This is a genomic window from Pseudoalteromonas sp. MMG024, from assembly GCF_021654175.1.
Taxonomy (GTDB): domain Bacteria; phylum Pseudomonadota; class Gammaproteobacteria; order Enterobacterales; family Alteromonadaceae; genus Pseudoalteromonas.
In genome coordinates, this window is the sequence record NZ_JAKFZO010000002.1 from 66,707 (window position 1) to 85,091 (window position 18,385).

Genomic DNA, 18,385 nt, shown 5'->3' on the forward strand with positions numbered 1-18,385 from the left:
AATGATACGACTCCTCTTTCACAATAGTTTAATTTCAGCAAAACAAAATTTATTAATACAAATAAATTAGTTATCTATTCGCAACCGATAACTTAGGCTAATTAAAAAAGCGCGTAAAACGCGCCTTTAGATAAATTACTGTCGTTATTAACGACCAATTACATTAGAAACAAACAAGTGCACAGTTAATTATTTTTACGGCGACGATTACTACGTTGACCTAAAATACGCTTTTTATCTCGCTGTTTGCGAGATTTTGCGGTATTTTTTCTATTGTTTTTTGGCTCTCGGGTTAAATCCGGTTCAAACCCCGTTAACCATTGTGGGGTTAAACGTTCATCCAGTAATACTTCAATTTCTTCCAATAACCAATTTTCGTCTAAGCTAACCAATGAAATTGCGGTTCCTGCTTTCCCTGCACGTCCTGTTCTGCCAATACGGTGTACGTAATCCTCCGCGATATACGGCAACTCAGCATTAATCACATAATCCAAACTCGGAATATCGATGCCACGCGCCGCGACATCGGTTGCCACTAAAACACGTAACTCGCCGGCGCGAAACTGCTCAAGCGCTTTATTTCGCGCCCCTTGAGATTTGTCACCATGAATCGCCGTTGTTGGCAAGCCGTCTTTATTAAGTTCTTTCGCAAGTTCATCGGCATAATGTTTGGTACGCGTAAAAACCAATACTTGGTGCCAGTTGTTTTTACCTATGGTGTAAGCGATTAACTCGCGCTTTCGTTCATCGTCAACAGCATAAAATAATTGCTCAACTTTGGTTGCCGCGGTGTTAGGCGCATCTACCCCGATGCGTTTTGGTTCATTTAGCCATTGCGATACATTATTGAGTACTTGCTCATCAACCGTGGCTGAAAACAGCAAGGTTTGTCGCGTTAAAGGTACATGACGCATAATGCGCTTTATTTCACCCATAAAACCCATATCCAGCATGCGATCGGCTTCATCGAATACTAAATACGCTAAATCTGACAGCGAAAGCGTGCCTTTAATCAAATGATCGAGCAAACGGCCTGGCGTTGCTACAACAATTTGCGCGCCTTGTTTAAGTTGTTTCTCTTGTTGGCCAATATTTGCGCCACCATACAAGCACGCCACACTTAACCCACAGTTTTCGCTGTACTGAGTACTCGCTTTTGCAACTTGTTGCGCAAGCTCTCGTGTTGGCACTAAGATTAAGGCACTTACCGTATTGGATATCGACTGACGAGATAACAGCTTATCGATAATGGGTAACATAAACGCTGCGGTTTTACCGGTTCCTGTTTGCGCGTGCGCAATGATATCGTGGCCGGCCATAATTTCTGGAATAGCCAATGATTGAATAGGTGTTGCCGTGTGATAATCCAATCGCGTTAAGGTTTCGGATAAGTGAGAATTTAGGTTAAATGCTGAAAATGACATGACGTTACAAGTGAAAAACACATGTGTAAAATTATACCATTAATCGTTGTGAAAAAGGCTAACGCACTAGCCTATTTGCCTAAAATCTAACAAAAAAATAAACATACACATATCACCTTAAATCTAAGCTACTGATTTTCAATAACTTTCGTTTTGGCTTAATTATTGCCATAGTTAATAAAAACACCAAACGAGAATTCCTATGATAAAAAATAAATTTCTATGGTGCGTTACTGCGTTGGTAGCATTGTTACAAGCTGCTGTTTTATGCTGGCATTACTTCAATCCTGAGATTGTATTTATTGGTGTATTGGATGCGCCTTACCTACTTGATGTGCCATCTTGGTTTTCACTGGTTGTCATGCCTATCTTTTCATTGTGTTGTTTACTTTTAATGCGAAAACGCCTTCAAAGCACGACCGTTAATCGTGGTAAAGCAACCACCTACGCACTAATTGGATTTGTATTTTCATTCAACTACGGTGCTACGCTTGCTGGCAGCTACTATTGGGCAATGGAGTTATACACCGCAACTTTAATTATTGGCATCGCAGTAACTGCCTGTGTCGTAAAATCATATCGTGCAGAATCTGTTTTTGGTTTTGCTTTAAGCCTTAGCTTTGTAATTGGTGCACTTCAAGCCATACTATTTACGTTAGCGACTGCCACAGTGTGCTGGCTGCTTTACAAATGCCGTAAACTGCCATTACACTTCGCCCGAGATAATTCATTTACATAATTATAAAAATATTAATGAATCCAAGGTATAAGTTGGCGCTCTGCGCCACGATTTTGCTGCTTGTTGGTTGCGCATCAAATAGAATCACAACAACAAATAACCTAAACGCAGAAGGTGCTAGCCTAAAGCAAGGTCGCTATATTAATCGTTACCCCGGTAATAAAACATATCCCTACAGCTGTGAAGAAAATTGCTACTCCCCTACTGACGATATCGACTGCGAAAGTGATATGGAGCAATGCCAATACATTGGTAAAAATCCAAAACTAAAGACAAACTCAGGCTATAAAATTCATTGGCTTGGTCATGCAAGCTTTGAAATTACAACGCCATCAGGCAAACGATTTTTGTTTGATCCGGTATTTGGTGAATTTGATTGGCCAGTGAATTGGGCGTTTCAGATGGCAAATGGCTTTGAGCGTCAATCGCCCAAAAACAAAGTGCAAAACCTAAGCGATATCGATGCGGTGTTATATTCCCACTTACATTATGATCATTTTAATAAGCAGGATATTGCGTTAATTGGTAATAAACCAAAATATTTAGTGCCGCTAAACTTTGCCAGTCACTTTGACGACAACCACTACACCATTCACGAAATGGATTGGTTTACAACGCATCTCGTTGGGCAAACCAAAGTCCACTTTGCGCCAGCCCATCATTTTAATAGTCGAATTTGGGTGCCGTTTTTATACAACGACGATAATCAGACGCTTTGGGGCGGTTGGGTATTAGAAGAAAACGGCAACACTTTATTTTTTGCCGGCGACACAGGTTATTCAGATCATTTTAAAGATATTCAACGTCAATATGGTGATATTGATGTATGTTTACTACCAATCGCCTCTTATTTTCACCAAGAGCACGAGGCTTGGTATCGCTATGTACATACACGACCTGAGGACGCTATTGCGGCGGCAAACGACCTTAACTGCAAAGTGACCATTCCTTGGGGTTATGGCAATGCTAGCTGGCAAATGGGCGATCACAGTTCTCACTCCGCTCTTTTTAGGCTGTTACACAACTTGAAAATCATTGAAACAGACCGTCAATTTTACATTATGAATGAAGGCGAAACACTTTCTTTGTAGCACTAACTGATGTAATAAAGTGTGTTAGTTTTATGGTTTCTTTAAGGCTATAAATACCAAAAAAAAAGATGCCTTTAGCTACCATGTTGTTATTTTTACTACTATTTTTAAGTTTTTCAGCAAATGCCAAAATTACAGTAAACCAATATCCAATTGCATTAACGCAATTTGATACACACTTTTATATTGATGGATCTCGTACGCAAAGTATCGCTGATATACAAAATGCGCCGTTTTCCAGAGCGACCAACCGGCTTACCCTCGGTACAAATGCAAAAACAACTTGGGTTCGATTTACTTTGCACAATTCCTCAGCCTCAGAAAAGCAACTGTTTTTGCATGTGCCAGAGGCTTACCACACCCAGCACTTAACCCTTTATCTAATTAGAGATAGCAACATACAAATACGCCATTCTATTGACCTAGAAAACAATCAAGCTCAAGAGATGTTATATGGTGGAACCGCAGTGTTTCCATTAATACTTTTACCTAACGAGCGGTATCAGGTTTACTTAAAAAGTGATGTATTTTCACACCAATGGTTTACGCTTGCCATATACGATGAAACACAATCTAAACATGCCCTTGTAAGCGAAAATTATGATATTGCCATCATGGTCGGCATGCTGTTGGCGCTGATGTTTTACAACGTCATATTGTTTTTATCATCACGTAAAAAAGAAAATATTTTCTATGCGCTGTATTTAGTCTCGGGTACAACGTGGATTGCCCTTTCCTATGGTTTTTTAGCAACCTTATTTGGCATTTACGGCAAATCCATGATGCATCTACACCTTTCGCTACTTACCATGCCAAGCTTTCTGATCCTATTTATGATCAGTATTTTTGAAACCAAACGCCTGTACCCGACTGAGCACAAAGCACTTATGTTTGTTTTACTGCTACTGGTATCTGATTTAGTGTTTGGCGTATTTGATATTATTGCAGCATTAAAACCAGCAAGCACATTAGCCGCAATAATGATTGTAGTGACATTAAGTGTCAGCCTCTCAATTCTAAAAAAAGGGAATCCGTTGGCAAAATACTTCTTATTTGGTCACGGTTTGTTTTTCACTTTTAACCTATTAGCCATCGGCTATTATAAAGGCCTATTACCAAATACTTATGTGACAAGTCACGGTGTCGGCATTGGCATTATGCTCGAATCATTTATGTTAGCGTTTATTATTTCGTACCGTATTCGTGTGTTAGAGCGCATAGAAAAGCAACAGGCGGAGCTACAAGTGCAAGCAAACACCGACCCGCTAACGCAACTTTATAATCGTCGTTACTTTGACCAAGCAACCGAAACGTTATTAACTGATGATACGCAAACTTGTCCTGTTTGTATTGCCATCGCTGATATTGATTTTTTTAAGAAGTTTAACGACAAATACGGACACCAGGTAGGTGATGAAGTACTTGTGGTTTTTGCCGATATATTGCAAAAATTCATGCCAGATAATGCCATCGTCGCGCGACTTGGCGGTGAAGAATTTATCATTGCCCTACCTAATCACAGCGAAAGCCAAGCATTTGCCTTAATTGATAAAGTACGCAAGCAAATCGAAAACACTACCATTAGCTCGCATACTCATGATGCCTTATCAATAACTGCAAGCTTTGGTGTGTGTGAAATTAAGTCGTTACTTAAACCAAGCATTATTAATGCTGACAAAGCTCTTTACCGTGCTAAAGAAAATGGGCGAAATCAAGTGATGCCTTTTAGCACACTGAACAAACCTAGATTAACGTTACAAACATAATAACTTAAGCAATAAAAACATATTTATTTACAAAACAGCGCGTTGTTAAACGTGTTCTATTTGCTATCTTGACGTATTTTCGTTAAAAACAAGCTAAGTTTTGCAGTTTTTAACGCAAAATAGAAATATTTAACGCTAAGGGAAATCTTAATGAAAAAATCAATTCTTGCAGTTGCACTTGCAACTGCGTTTCTTGGTGGTTGTGGTGACCAACAAGCTGATACCGCTAAAGTAGAAAAAGAACAACAAGCGAAAGCGCCTGTAGCCACAAAAACAGCAGCACAAACTAAAGCAGAGCTTGGCAGCTTTGGTGTTGATCTTACTGCACGTAATTTAGACGTGAAACCAGGTGACGACTTCTTTATGTACGCAAGTGGTACATGGTACGACAACTATGTAATGCCAGCAGATAAAACGCGCTTTGGTGCGTTTACTGCGCTAGCTGAACGCAGTGAAAAACAAGTTAAAGAAATCATCGACGATATCACAAGCCGTAAAGACCTAAACGCAGAAGAGCAAATGATTGCTGATTTCTACAATGCGTATATGGATGTTGAAACAATCAATAAAAAAGGCATTACGCCAATCCAAGGTTTACTCGATGAAATTGCTTCAGTTAAAAACACGGATGACTTAACGCGTATATTTGGTAATGCATGGCTAACAAGTGTGTCATCACCGATTGGCGGTGGCATGTGGTTTAACCGTTTAGACCCGAATCAATATGAAATGTCGATGGGCGCTGGCGGTTTAGGTTTACCAGATCGTTCATATTACCTTGAAGACAGTGAGCGTTTTGCTAAGACACGTGACGCATATGTTGCGCACATTGCAAGTGCACTTAAATTTGCCGGCGTTGACAACACCGAAGAACGCGCAAAAGCAATTTTAGCGCTTGAAACTAAAATTGCAGAAGGTCATTGGCCCCGTGAAAAGCGTCGTAATCGCGATTTAACATTAAACCAAATTAAGCGCACTGACCTTGCAAAAGAATACCCTGGCTTTAACTGGGACCTGTATTTTGAGCAAACTGGTTATAAAGTACCGCAGCTAAATATGGCGCAGCCAGAACCAATCAAATCAATGATTTCACTGATTAACGGTGAAGACATAAACGTTTGGAAAGATTACCTAACGTTCCACGCGATCCGTGGTAATGCAAGCCTACTTTCTGAAGAAATCTATGCAAATAACTTCGAATTCTTCGGTAAAGAATTAAGTGGTCAACAAGAGCCGCGTCCACGTTGGAAGCGTGCAATTGGTGCAATGTCAGGCACTGAATCAATGGGCTTTGCAATTGGTAAAGTATACGTAAAACGTTATTTCCCAGAGTCATCAAAAGCGCAAATGGCTGAGCTTGTAGAAAACCTTCGCACCGCACTTGGTGAGCGTATCGATGGTTTAGACTGGATGGGCGCAGAAACAAAGGTAAACGCAAAAGCGAAACTTGCTGCGTTTAACCCTAAAATTGGTTACCCAGATGTATGGCAAGAGTTCGACGGCCTGAAAATCGCTAAAGATGATTTAATGGGCAATGTGCGTAACACGCGTCAATTCTTCCGTGCAGAAAGTGCAGCAAAAGAGCTTGAAAAAACAGATCGTAATCGTTGGGGCATGACACCACAGCGCGTAAACGCATACTACAACAGTTCGTTTAATGAGATTGTATTCCCAGCCGCTATCTTACAGCCGCCATTCTTTGATCCAAACGCTGACGCTGCCGTTAACTATGGTGCGATTGGTGCGGTAATTGGTCACGAAATGGGTCATGGTTTTGATGATCAGGGTTCGAAATCTGATGCTAACGGTATTCAACGTAACTGGTGGACTGATTCAGACCGTTCTGCCTTTGAAGCAAAAGCAGACAAACTAGCTGAGCAGTACAGCAAGTACGAACCAATTCCAGATAACTTTGTAAACGGTCGTAACAGCTTAGGTGAAAACATCGGTGATGTGGGCGGCCTTGCAATGGCTTATCACGCGTATAAATTAAGCCTTAACGGTAAAGAAGCCGAAGTAATTGATGGCTTAACAGGCGATCAGCGTTTCTTCTTAGCGTGGGCACAAGTGTGGAAAGAAAAACGCACTGAGCAAAGCATGCTAAACCAATTACGCGCGGGTACTCACGCACCAGGTCGTTTCCGTGCACTTGCGCCACGTAACCATGATGCATGGTACAAAGCGTTTGACGTAAAAGAAGGTGATGCACTTTACCTTAAACCAGAAGAGCGTGTTCGCATCTGGTAATCAAAATAGTACATTTAAAAGCCCGGCTTAAGCTGGGCTTTTTTGTTAACACCACATGTTAATTTAACAAACGGCTGGATACTGTTATTGAACTTCATTCTAAACCGCCTTAATCACCTTTATTTTTGTATATGGCGTAATCACTTAGCATAAACGCTCGTCAACTTAGCGTAGCACTCATAAATCACACATTCTTTTGATCTATTTCCGCTATTTGTCAATATTTTAGCCACTTAGACCTCTGTACTATGCAACTTGTTAAATATTTGTGTTAATGTTCGCGCGCTTTTTAACAAACGCTGCAATTTTAATACAAGGCTTCACTCATGAATAACAAGCTGTTTTTGTGTCTACTGTTATTCAGCTTTATGCTGTTTACTCCGACTTCAATGGCCGCCTCCTCGGTCGGCTCTTCTCTTGATTTAACTGCGAGCACACTGGGCTACATCTGTATCGCAATTTTCGTTTTAGCATACGCATTTGTGATGCTTGAAGAAAAGTTACATATGCGCAAGTCCAAGCCGGTACTGGTTGCCGCAGGTTTGATTTGGATTTTAATTGGTAGTTATTATGTAAATAATGACTTGCCAGGGATCACTGAAGCAGCGTTTAGACACAACTTGCTAGAATTTGCCGAGTTAATGTTGTTCTTGTTAGTTGCCATGACCTACATTAATGCACTTGAAGAACGCAGAGTATTTGATGCATTGCGCGCGTGGATGATCCGTAAAGGCTTTAGTTATCCTGTGCTATTTTGGTTAACTGGTTGGTTGTCATTCTTTATCTCACCAATTGCAGACAACTTAACCACCGCACTACTCATGTGTGCTGTTGTAATGAAAGTGGCTGAAGGCGACAAGAAGTTTATTAATTTATGCTGTATTAACATTGTTATTGCAGCTAATGCGGGTGGCGCATTTAGTCCATTTGGCGATATTACAACACTTATGGTGTGGCAAGCGGGCAAAGTCGAATTCCTTGAATTCTTTGCGTTATTCTTACCGTCAGTAGTTAATTACCTTGTACCAGCTGCGATTATGAGCTTCTTTGTTGAGCGTAAACAGCCAGCTGCAGCGCAAGTGGATGTTGAACTAAAGCGCGGTGCTATCCGCATATTATGCCTATTTTTACTTACCGTAACCACAGCTGTATTGTGTCATAGCTTACTTCACTTACCACCGGTACTTGGCATGATGATGGGTCTTGGTTATTTACAATTCTTTGGTTATTTCCTGCGTATGACATTACCAGGTTCTCTTGCACGTAAAAAAGCGCTTGCTGAAAGTAAAGGCGATGAAAGACGCTTAAAATCACTGGGTAGCGTAGTACCGTTTGATGTATTTGCTAAAGTATCACGCGCAGAATGGGACACCTTATTATTCTTCTACGGCATCGTGGTATGTGTTGGCGGCCTTGGTTTCTTAGGCTATTTAACATTAATGTCTGAAGCGCTATACGGCGGTATGTCAGCAACGACGGCAAACGTATTGCTGGGGATGATTTCTGCGGTTATCGATAATATTCCTGTCATGTTTGCGGTACTTGCCATGTCGCCTGAATTATCACACGGTCAGTGGTTATTAATTACGCTTACAGCAGGCGTGGGCGGTAGCTTGTTATCAATTGGTTCTGCGGCGGGTGTGGCATTAATGGGTCAGGCGCGTGGTTACTACACCTTCTTTGGTCATTTAAAATGGGCACCAGTGATTGCACTGGGTTATGCTGCAAGTATTTTGGTGCATTTATGGGTTAACTCTGAGTTATTTACCATTTACACCTAACACACATTAAGGGAAGCAAATGCTTCCCTTTTTTTACTAGCACGCTAACTTCTCAGTAAATACACTTTCCAAAAACTGCAGTAATATTTTTATTTTTGGTAAATTTATACGGTTTTTAGGATAAATCGCGTACATATCTGACGGCGTCAATTGCCAATTTGGTAATACCTTAACCAAACACCCAGAGTTTAAATCATCCTGACACATATAATTGGGTAAGGCGGTTATACCTAGCCCGTCGATACACGCTTGCTTAATCACACTAAAATCATCAGCAACCAGTTTAGGCGAAAAACTAATTTCCTGTGTCTGACGTTTGTTATATAGCGTAATGCCCGACACGCTAATACTGCTGCTTATTACGAGCCAATTTAATGTGTTTAAAGAGTTAATGTCGGGTTTAGTTGCTAACGCGCTTAAGTATTTTGGACTTGCGTACAACCCTCGGGTCGCGCAGCCTAACTTTTTAGCTATTAAGTTCGAATCGTCAAGCTTACCAATGCGCACTAACATATCAAATCCACCTTCAACTAAGTCAACACGTTGATTAGTTAAATTAAGTCGCAATGATAGCTCGGGATATTGAGATAAAAATTCAGTGATCTTGGGCTTTAAAATCTCTTGACAAATCGACACAGATGCGCCGATTTTTATTTCACCAGAAACCGTATTTCGTGCCTTATCAATAACCGCATAGGCTAGTGCTGCTTCTTCATATATACGTTTGCAGTGTGCTATATAGTGTTTGCCCGCTTCTGTTAATTTTTGCGATCGCGTGGTTCTTTCAAGTAAGGTAATACCTAACGTTGACTCTAGCTTTGCTATTTTTCGACTGACGTTAGCTTTAGGCATTGCTAACCTTTGTGCTGCTGCGGTAAAGCCACCGCTTTCTACCACAGCAAGAAACACCATCATATCATTTAAGTTAAACATTGATTTTTATTGTTGTTATAAATGAATTTATCTTAATCACAAATAGGTATTTTTAAAACAATTATTACATTCTACTATGTATCTATCGAAGCAGAAAATGAATAGGAAATACCATGCAAGTATTAACACGTAATGAATTACCACTTGGTGGTTTTGCCGGTTTAGTTGAGCACCGTTTTGTCACGGATAGTCGATTATTCGGTTCACGTAAATCGCCGTTAACATTCGAAGGACTGGGTCAATTTGTTTATTTGGCTGATGCCAAATTTAACCCATTTGGTGAAACCACAATGCACCCCCATAAAGAGATAGACGTCATCACTATCATGCTTGATGGGCAAGTCACCCACGAAGGCTCATTAGAGCACGGTAAAAGTTTGCAAGCGGGTGATGCGCAAGTACAGCGCGCCGGTGGTGAAGGCTTCTCACACAATGAAATAAACCCAAGTTCGTCAACTAATCGTTTATTACAATTGTGGGCGTTACCAGAAACATTCGGCGAACCTGCAGCGTATAAATACTATAAAACAGACAAACAGGGCATTACACATATCTACGGCGGTGATAAAACTCAAAACGCTACGTTTGATAGTAAAACCCATATTTACATCGTTAAACTCGCCGCTGGCGAAAGCTACCGTGTTGACACTGAAACATTAGCATATGTCTATAAGGGTAACCTTGATGTTGAAACCACCGAGCGACAAATAGTGGCAACGGATGGCACGCTTATACGTACTAAACACGCGACCTTTAGCGCACAAACACTAAGCGAGTTTGTCGTAATAAATCACGTCGAATAGTTAAAACGCCAATGCCAGTAGCGGCACGTTTGACACAAACACAATTGCAGATGTAAGTGTTAACACTTTTATTTGCGTTGAAAGCATTCTCATTGAAGGAAAAAGCAAGGTCGCTGCTACTGCAACAAACGGTAAACCAAATGTGGTACCAAGAATAAACGCAATTTGCTTGCTGGGAACATCAAATGCGCCATGGTTTATTGTGGCGTAATGGGCAAGATACGCATTTGCGATAATTAAAACGGTTAATAACAACACAATTACCCAATCGAGCTTGCGTTGAAAGGTGGGGTTAACCAACGAGTGTGAAGTATTGGTTTGTGCTGGCGTATTCATAAGTCATCCTTGATAAGTTAGGTAGCAACTGGCTTAATATTGCGCGACTCCATTTGTAATAATTTAATATAAGCAAAGGGTGTACCTAATTTCAAGGAAATACGTCACTTAAAACATAATGCGTTATTGTGTTTATGATTACGCAGTGTTGCGTCGCTTTTGCATTAGCGCAACAAATCCTTATGCAACGCTAATTTTAAGCTGATTAACCTTTGGAAAACCGGGCTATTTAAAGATTTTATTCGCCCACTTCGTTAAGCCAGCAGTTACACTGCCAAAGTTGTCACCATTTAACATTGGGATATCACCCAAAGCCTGTTGTAATGCCTGTTTTAGTAATGGCGATTGTGCACTGCCGCCAGTAAGATAAATCACATCTGGGCGGGTACCGGCTGCACAAATTGCGTCGTTCGCAAGATTCACCATTTGCTTTAAACTGTCATTAATTGCATCGCTCAAATCATGATGTTCAATTAACTGCATAAAATCAGATTCAACAAACGAAAGATCTGCATAATGCGTACACTGTTCCGATAACCCAATTTTCGCCAACTCCCCTTGCCTAACGACTTGGTGAGATTGTTTATTCTCAAGCACTTTAATTAAACGCGAAAGTAAATTAGGCTGCTCTACATCACGCAATAAACGCGTTAATTCGCGATGATTTGCATCGCTGTAAAACTCACTTTGCAAATGAATATCGTTGATTTTACACGCCTGCCAATAAAGTGGATGTGGCATAGGTAAACCCGTTTTCATTTGTGTTCCTAAACCAAATAGCGGCATCAATTTATGAAAACTCAGGGCGATGTCTAAATCATTTCCGCCAATACGTTTACCTGTATGCGAAAGAAAGTCGTTGCTGCGGTCATGGTTTTCGCGAAACGATGGACCCATTTGCACAAATGAGCAATCCGACGTACCACCGCCAATATCAACCACCAACACTTTAGTATTTTCAGTGAGGGAGGTTTCAAAGTCGATACCAGCAGCCAGTGGCTCATACAAGAACTCTACGTGTTTAAACCCTGCTCGCTGTGCTGCTTTGGTTAATATACCAATCGCTTGTTGATTGCTTTCTTCTCCGCCAACGGCTTGAAAGTTAACTGGGCGACCTATTACCGTATGCGATAAACTATGTTTTAAATGGCTTTCGGCGCGGGTTTTAATTGCCATAATCATGGCTGTAGCAATGTCTTCAAAAAATGCGATTTGCTCTGGTTTTAATCCGGTTGCACCGAAAAATGATTTAGGAGATTTAACGTAAAAGCCTTCTTCGGGGAATTCGATATACTCATCGATGGCTTCTCGCCCAATGTAAATTCCGCTTTCATTATTTGCTAAGTCAAGATCGCTGCGAATTGCAGGAATACCAGCCAACAGTCCTTTTCGTTGACTAAAGTAGGTCTCAGCCAGGTCGCCCTTAGCTAAATTTTTAGCAACATAGTCAACAATTAAACTGTTGTGCTGTGCATATAAAGTGGATGGTAAATACGGTTTGCCACTCTCTAGCGGTACAAGCTTAGGAACACTTTGCTCTAAAACACCCATAGCGCAATTTGAACTACCATAATCAAAACCAACAATCATCGCATACTCCTAGGCAAAAAAAGGTCGCGCAGAGTAGCACAGAGCGTTAGCAAGTACCATGGTTTTTAAAGTTGATTGTGTATTATCCAATAAAAGCTGCTCTAGTGAGTTAAATAAGACGTTAGTTTTTAACATGTGCTTATTTCTTAATACATTTAAATTGTGAACTGTTCACTTAAAACTCGATTATACGGCAAATAACAAGTTGAAAATGCTTACTATACTATTAGTTAAATTACCGAAAGAGTTAAGCTACTTGTCCTTGCGTAATCATGGTTAAATATTTACTGCTTATAATTATCAGCGTTGCCTTCGCGTTGGCGCTAGTTGCAATGTCGTCGCTTTCAGCCACTTATTATTGGCTTGATTTAGCGACAAGTTTTATTCCACATCTATTGATGCTAATCCTTTGCTTATCGTTGATACTCTTTTTTATAAAGCCAAAATTAGCAACTAGCATCGCTGTTATTACATTCGCTACACTACTTATTAATATACCAATCACTCCGTCATTTAATTACTACAGCGACCCCAGCATTAAGGTAAGCCAGCTTAACCTTAATTATTACAACGCAGATATTGAAGGCGTTTACAACATACTTGTCAACGAAGGTAGCGATATAACAGCAATATTTGAAGTGAATGATACGGATCGCGCACGCTTTATCGCACTGCGTGGAGATTACTTTGATTATGGCTCTGCCGAAATCGAAGGGTTTCCAGATGGTATCGGCATCATTACTAAATTCCCAATTTTGCAACGTATCACCCACTCAGTTTTTGAAAACAGCGTACGGGGTGTCATTGTCGAACTGCATTTAGCCATAGGACATGAAAAGTTACGTGTATTTGCGCTGCACCCACCCTCGCCGCGTACTCAAAAATTGTGGCATAAACGCAATATGATGATGTTGTATTTAACAAACCTATTACACCAACCCCATGACATCAAGCACACATTAGTATTAGGTGATTTTAATACCGGACCGTTGTCACAACACTTTACACGTGTTGAGCGTTTCAACACTTGCTATCAATTAGCTGGCCATTATGCATCTTGGTCACCTGTTAAATTACCGCAACCGTTATATTCGATTTTTGGACTTACCATTGACCACTGCTTGTTAAGTGACTCACTATTACTCGATACATTAACCACCCAATATATCCCAGGTAGTGACCATGCTATGTTGAAATATAACATTGTATTACCAAAGCAATAAAAATACATTGAGATATGGCAGACTATGCTAAACTCCGCGGCGATTTATTAAGTGAGAATACTATGAACCGCCGCAAAAAAATTTATGAAAAGCTGAAAAAGAAAGACAAGAAAGCAAATGAAAAGCTGAATAAAAGTAATAAACCTAAGTACATATCTAAAGCAGAGCGTGAAAAACTGACACAATCAGCACCTAACAGCGTTCAGTCAGAAGACTAGAGCGTAAAGTAAAACACGCTCTACATTGTTGATATTGGGCTTTTTAAACAGCAATAAAATAAAGTAACTCTCGTGTGCAGCAAAGCGTTAAACGCACCGAATACAGAAACAAAGAAGTAACACATTAAATAAGTATTTTGTCGGTTTATTTAGATTTAACTACGTTATATATTAATAATGAGAATAATAGTTAAATTATGCCAAACACTAAAAACATTTATATGCCAAACACTAAAAACATTTAATTGTTATATAATTGAATATAAAACTGTTTTTAACTGAAAAGTAGGTTATTAAACACATAACGCATGGAGTGGGTACGAGTTTGTATCGAATAGCTATTTGTAATGTTTGTTTAATACTTTGCACGTTTTCGCTGTATGTAGCGGCAAGTGCAAAGCTCAATGTGGTTACCGAAGAGTGGCGACCATATAATTATACAAATGAGCACGGTGAAGTGGTTGGTCGCGCGACTGAACGCGTTAAAGCTATTTTAGACAGTATTGATGTTGAGTACCAAATTACGTCTTACCCGTGGGCCCGTTCTATGATTTTAACCGCTAACGACGAAAACACCCTTATTTATACCATTCTTAAAACAAAAGAGCGCGAAAATTTGTTTCAATGGGTTTGTCCGCTTATTGGTCCAGTTAAAGTTAATTTTTACAAGTTAGCGAAGCGCAAAGAAATAAATATAACCACACTTGAACACGCCAAGCGCTATGTTACATCCATCGAAAAGGGCGAATCTGATCATGAGTATTTACTGGCAAATGGCTTCAAAAATGGCGTTAACCTCGATGTAACGAGCGATCCTTACGCAGGCGCACGAAAGTTTTTTGCAGGACGTGTCGACTTGGTATTACAAACGGAGTGGGAAATGTCAGAGAATCTGCGTCATTTTAATCATACAGAGTCCGAAATCGAAAAGCTGATTGAGGTAACCAAGGCCAGTGACGCCGAAGGATGCTTAGCGTTTAGTAATAAAACAGATAAAGCATTAGTAGAGAAAGTTAGAAATGCATTAAAAGCGTACAATCAAAAACATGGCTTATAATTGCAACTTACCGCGACAGCAATCCCCCTTCACGGCAATACACATTTGTTAACACTTATTGTGATGAGTTTATAGTAAAGCGCCTTTAAATTTGATAAGTATATCAATTATATAGAATGCCCATAAAGCATATTATTTTAACTTCAAAAGGGTTTGACCTTGCAATACGTTGAAATTTTTACGCTCGTTATGTTTGCTGTGCTCTTTAGAATTGGGTACAAGAAAAATAACCGCAATATGATGTTAACTGCCTCATTATGTTTATTAATTGGTTTTGCTATCGAACCTTTTGTAATCGGATTTGAGCAGGGCTTAGCACATGCGCGAAATTAAAAAATTAACAGTATCACAATAAAAGGACATTAAAATGAGACTTAAACTGACTCCCCTCTTAGTAATCAATCTGTTTTTTGTTACATACTCGATGAGTGCAAGTGCAGAAGACTGCTCTGTAAAACTCAGCGCTAAAGAACAAACGCGTTGTTTAGAGCGAAAAATTGTTAAATTAGAAAAAGTGATTGAAACATTAAGCAAACAGTCACGTTTGCTGCCAAAAAACACCATTGTTGAACTTGATGCGACACAATGCCCACTTGGTTGGACTAAATATCAATCACATCAAAATAACATAAGCAGTCGTTCTGTCGCGCCAACAACCATTAAATGCAAAAAGAACTAGCGCTTCTTAATTGGTGACTATGAAAGCATTTACTTATATTGCAATTTCTCTGTGCGTTGTGACTTCGCTTATTTTGTTTTTAAACGGCGAAAACACAACGCAAGATATCACAAATACATCACTTAAAACGCAGCAGAACATTAAACGGTTTGAGCATGAAAAAATCACCACACCTCATCCTATTACTAACGCGTTACCCACACAATCAAAGCACACCAAGCAAGGCCATTTAATTGAAATTACCAAACCACAATGGCGTTTTGAAGGTGGTATAAAAAGCCAGTTAAGCGCATTAAAGTTACGTGCAAAATCAGGGGACGCTGAAGCGAGTTACCTTCTTGCCCGTAATTTTCGTTATTGTTTATTCGCACCGTTAAATGAGCAAATGTTTGAAGACAAGCTTGAGCAAGCCTACCAATTTACAGACAGCACTGTGGCAATTGAGCGAGTCGAGGAGCAATATAGTTATTGCCAGGGGCTTGAGTCAGAAAACTTAAACACCTTTTACACCTACTTAGAAACTTCAGCAAATCAAGGATTTGTGCCTGCGCAGGAAACATTAGGTCGCGTCACTACTGAGTTTTACATGCAATCACAAGGCTATGCATCATTATCGCGCGATGATTATATTGCAACGCGCAATGCATTTACGACACAAAAACTAGCGCTATTGGAGCAAGCGGGTAAAAAAGGCAGTATTGATGCATTAATTCAATTGTCGAATCTGCATCACTCACAAAACGCGGGCAAATTTGGTCATGTTAAGTCATTTGCTCTAAACCAATTGATCACCCAATTTACCAACAATGACGAAATTTATAATCGCTTCTCTCGGTTCGTTAACAGACAGTACGATAAGCTCTCTGCTGAAGAGCATGATAAAGCGAGTGAACTGCTGGAGCAGTGGTCAACCGATATTTATAAAAACGGTACGCTCTATCATTAGCAGTCTTTTTATAAAATATAACGCTAAGCGATTAGATAGATTAGCGAAAACAATTATTAACATGCGCGCGTATTTTAAAGGTGTGTGACTTTGTCACACACCTGTATAACAGATTGAGTACGACTACTTAGTGACTTTGCGTACTCTAAAGTTACGGCCTTTCATTTTGCCTTCGCTAATGGTTTTTACAGCCGTATTAGCAATTTTTCGTGTTACTGCGACATACGATGTCATCGCCGTTACTTTAATTTTACCAATGTGTTCACCGGTAATTGCGCTGTTCGATGTAAGCGCCCCCAGAATATCGCCCGGGCGAAGTTTTGCTTTTTTACCACCATCGATTTGCAGCGTAATATTTGGCGCGCGCTCAATCGCGTTTGCAAATACTTCATCGCCTGGCAAATCAGTTGGCAACGCTTCCATCTTTAAATAGTCTTCTAACGCATTCACTTTATGGGATTCTTTATAACTCATAAGTGAACAGGCAATACCTTTATTACCAGCACGGCCTGTACGGCCAATTCGGTGAACATGCACTTCAGGATCGTGGGCAATGTGGTAATTCACCACCATATCAACATGGTCAACATCAATACCACGGGCCGCAACATCGGTTGCAACCAAAATCGTTAAACTCTTGTTAGCAAAGCGCACTAAAGTACGGTCACGATCTTTTTGTTCTAAATCACCATGTAGCGCAGCACTATCAAAGCCAAATTGGCTTAGGTCATCGCACACACTTTGGCATTCATTTTTGGTATTACAAAACACCACGGCTGATTTTGGCTGAAACTTAAGTAATAGGCGATTCACTGCATCTAAGCGTGCATCGTTATTCTCGACTTCATAAAAGTATTGGCTAATTGAGCTGTGATCGTGTGTTGCTTCTACTACAATTTTTTCAGGATTAACCATCACATGCTGTGCTAACTGCTCGATTTTAGCTGGGTAAGTGGCACTAAATAATAAATTTTGTCTTGCTGTTGGTAAGTGCTCAATAATGCAATTAAGCGACTCTTCAAACCCCATTTCTAGCATACGATCGGCTTCATCAAGCACAAAGGTATTGACTTCATCTAAGATTAAGCGCCCTTTTCGCAAGTGTTCTTCAATACGACCTGGCGTACCAACCACAATGTGGGCGCCATGTTCGAGAGAACCAATTTGCGGCCCCATCGGTGCGCCACCACATAACGCAAGCACTTTAATATTGTGAATAGTACGCGCGAGTTTTCTTATTTCTACTGCCACTTGATCGGCAAGTTCACGTGTTGGGCACACAACCACTGCTTGCACGCGAAAACGTTTCACATTTAAGTTATGCAACAAGCCAAGTGAAAACGCAGCCGTTTTACCCGAACCTGTTTTGCCCTGCCCAATCACATCTTTGCCCGCAAGAATAAGCGGCAAGGTTTGCGCCTGAATATCGGTCATTGTGGTATAACCTAAACTGGTTAAGTTTTCTAAAAGCGCGGGCGATAACACCGTAGTTGAAAAACAAGAAGTTGAAGACAAAGCGAACACTCAAATATTGCAAAAAGAGAAGTATATC

Annotated in this window: 16 protein-coding genes; 11 read left to right on the forward strand and 5 right to left on the reverse strand. The window is 40.2% G+C overall.

The window, feature by feature from the left end; genetic code table 11:
* Positions 1–185: 185 nt before the first annotated feature.
* A complete protein-coding gene (locus L1068_RS02095) occupies positions 186–1,424 on the reverse strand; it encodes a DEAD/DEAH box helicase (RefSeq protein WP_237128846.1) in 1,239 nt (412 codons plus the stop codon).
* 202 nt (positions 1,425–1,626) lie between these two features.
* Between L1068_RS02095 and L1068_RS02100 the strand changes: the two genes are divergently transcribed.
* The 5 genes from L1068_RS02100 to nhaD all read left to right on the forward strand — a co-directional run bounded on the left by L1068_RS02100 (position 1,627) and on the right by nhaD (position 9,048).
* On the forward strand, positions 1,627–2,163 hold the full coding sequence (locus L1068_RS02100) for a hypothetical protein (protein ID WP_237128847.1): 537 nt from the start codon (positions 1,627–1,629) through the stop codon (positions 2,161–2,163).
* 14 nt (positions 2,164–2,177) lie between these two features.
* Entirely contained in the window at positions 2,178–3,254 is a 1,077-nt protein-coding gene (locus L1068_RS02105; protein WP_237128848.1) for an MBL fold metallo-hydrolase, read from the forward strand.
* 83 nt (positions 3,255–3,337) lie between these two features.
* The gene (locus L1068_RS02110) at positions 3,338–5,020 is read left to right on the forward strand and encodes a diguanylate cyclase (protein WP_237128849.1); all 1,683 of its coding nucleotides are present in this window, start codon (positions 3,338–3,340) and stop codon (positions 5,018–5,020) included.
* A 150-nt stretch (positions 5,021–5,170) separates the two neighbouring features.
* Positions 5,171–7,267 (forward strand): M13 family metallopeptidase, encoded by a 2,097-nt coding sequence (locus tag L1068_RS02115; RefSeq protein ID WP_237128850.1) that lies wholly within the window; start codon positions 5,171–5,173, stop codon positions 7,265–7,267.
* Between the two features lie 368 nt (positions 7,268–7,635).
* Positions 7,636–9,048, forward strand: a complete 1,413-nt coding sequence (nhaD, locus tag L1068_RS02120; protein ID WP_237129087.1) for a sodium:proton antiporter NhaD — start codon at positions 7,636–7,638, stop codon at positions 9,046–9,048.
* A 36-nt stretch (positions 9,049–9,084) separates the two neighbouring features.
* Here the strand turns inward: nhaD and L1068_RS02125 are convergent, their stop codons facing one another.
* Complete coding sequence (locus tag L1068_RS02125) at positions 9,085–9,981, reverse strand: LysR family transcriptional regulator (RefSeq protein ID WP_237128851.1); 897 nt, start codon at positions 9,979–9,981, stop codon at positions 9,085–9,087.
* Between the two features lie 113 nt (positions 9,982–10,094).
* On the opposite strand from L1068_RS02125, the gene L1068_RS02130 reads away from it, so the two are divergent.
* Entirely contained in the window at positions 10,095–10,784 is a 690-nt protein-coding gene (locus tag L1068_RS02130; RefSeq protein ID WP_237128852.1) for a pirin family protein, read from the forward strand.
* Here L1068_RS02130 and L1068_RS02135 read toward each other — a convergent pair whose 3' ends face one another.
* Together L1068_RS02135 and yegD are read right to left on the reverse strand one after the other, a co-directional pair.
* Positions 10,785–11,120 (reverse strand): hypothetical protein, encoded by a 336-nt coding sequence (locus L1068_RS02135; RefSeq protein ID WP_237128853.1) that lies wholly within the window; start codon positions 11,118–11,120, stop codon positions 10,785–10,787.
* 225 nt (positions 11,121–11,345) lie between these two features.
* On the reverse strand, positions 11,346–12,710 hold the full coding sequence (yegD, locus tag L1068_RS02140) for a molecular chaperone (RefSeq protein ID WP_237128854.1): 1,365 nt from the start codon (positions 12,708–12,710) through the stop codon (positions 11,346–11,348).
* 272 nt (positions 12,711–12,982) lie between these two features.
* Here yegD and L1068_RS02145 point away from each other — a divergent pair, with 272 nt between their 5' ends.
* The 5 genes from L1068_RS02145 (at position 12,983) to L1068_RS02165 (ending at position 16,833) form a co-directional block, all read left to right on the forward strand.
* On the forward strand, positions 12,983–13,933 hold the full coding sequence (locus tag L1068_RS02145) for an endonuclease/exonuclease/phosphatase family protein (RefSeq protein ID WP_237128855.1): 951 nt from the start codon (positions 12,983–12,985) through the stop codon (positions 13,931–13,933).
* A gap of 62 nt (positions 13,934–13,995) precedes the next feature.
* Entirely contained in the window at positions 13,996–14,151 is a 156-nt protein-coding gene (locus L1068_RS02150) for a DUF2986 domain-containing protein (RefSeq protein WP_237128856.1), read from the forward strand.
* A gap of 325 nt (positions 14,152–14,476) precedes the next feature.
* Positions 14,477–15,208, forward strand: coding sequence for a transporter substrate-binding domain-containing protein (locus tag L1068_RS02155; RefSeq protein WP_237128857.1), 732 nt, complete (start codon positions 14,477–14,479; stop codon positions 15,206–15,208).
* A 367-nt stretch (positions 15,209–15,575) separates the two neighbouring features.
* Positions 15,576–15,887 (forward strand): hypothetical protein, encoded by a 312-nt coding sequence (locus tag L1068_RS02160; RefSeq protein WP_237128858.1) that lies wholly within the window; start codon positions 15,576–15,578, stop codon positions 15,885–15,887.
* A gap of 19 nt (positions 15,888–15,906) precedes the next feature.
* Entirely contained in the window at positions 15,907–16,833 is a 927-nt protein-coding gene (locus L1068_RS02165) for a hypothetical protein (protein WP_237128859.1), read from the forward strand.
* A gap of 123 nt (positions 16,834–16,956) precedes the next feature.
* On the opposite strand, the gene dbpA is transcribed toward L1068_RS02165, so the two are convergent.
* Positions 16,957–18,357, reverse strand: a complete 1,401-nt coding sequence (gene dbpA, locus L1068_RS02170) for an ATP-dependent RNA helicase DbpA (protein WP_237128860.1) — start codon at positions 18,355–18,357, stop codon at positions 16,957–16,959.
* Between the last annotated feature and the right edge of the window lie 28 nt (positions 18,358–18,385).

Bases quoted from the DNA above. Each gene is read 5' to 3' on its own strand.
- L1068_RS02095 (WP_237128846.1), bottom strand. From the start codon at position 1,424: ATGTCATTTTCAGCATTTAACCTAAATTCTCACTTATCCGAAACCTTA.
- L1068_RS02100 (WP_237128847.1), top strand. From the start codon at position 1,627: ATGATAAAAAATAAATTTCTATGGTGCGTTACTGCGTTGGTAGCATTG.
- L1068_RS02105 (WP_237128848.1), top strand. From the start codon at position 2,178: ATGAATCCAAGGTATAAGTTGGCGCTCTGCGCCACGATTTTGCTGCTT.
- L1068_RS02110 (WP_237128849.1), top strand. From the start codon at position 3,338: ATGTTGTTATTTTTACTACTATTTTTAAGTTTTTCAGCAAATGCCAAA.
- L1068_RS02115 (WP_237128850.1), top strand. From the start codon at position 5,171: ATGAAAAAATCAATTCTTGCAGTTGCACTTGCAACTGCGTTTCTTGGT.
- nhaD (WP_237129087.1), top strand. From the start codon at position 7,636: ATGCTGTTTACTCCGACTTCAATGGCCGCCTCCTCGGTCGGCTCTTCT.
- L1068_RS02125 (WP_237128851.1), bottom strand. From the start codon at position 9,981: ATGTTTAACTTAAATGATATGATGGTGTTTCTTGCTGTGGTAGAAAGC.
- L1068_RS02130 (WP_237128852.1), top strand. From the start codon at position 10,095: ATGCAAGTATTAACACGTAATGAATTACCACTTGGTGGTTTTGCCGGT.
- L1068_RS02135 (WP_237128853.1), bottom strand. From the start codon at position 11,120: ATGAATACGCCAGCACAAACCAATACTTCACACTCGTTGGTTAACCCC.
- yegD (WP_237128854.1), bottom strand. From the start codon at position 12,710: ATGATTGTTGGTTTTGATTATGGTAGTTCAAATTGCGCTATGGGTGTT.
- L1068_RS02145 (WP_237128855.1), top strand. From the start codon at position 12,983: ATGGTTAAATATTTACTGCTTATAATTATCAGCGTTGCCTTCGCGTTG.
- L1068_RS02150 (WP_237128856.1), top strand. From the start codon at position 13,996: ATGAACCGCCGCAAAAAAATTTATGAAAAGCTGAAAAAGAAAGACAAG.
- L1068_RS02160 (WP_237128858.1), top strand. From the start codon at position 15,576: ATGAGACTTAAACTGACTCCCCTCTTAGTAATCAATCTGTTTTTTGTT.
- L1068_RS02165 (WP_237128859.1), top strand. From the start codon at position 15,907: ATGAAAGCATTTACTTATATTGCAATTTCTCTGTGCGTTGTGACTTCG.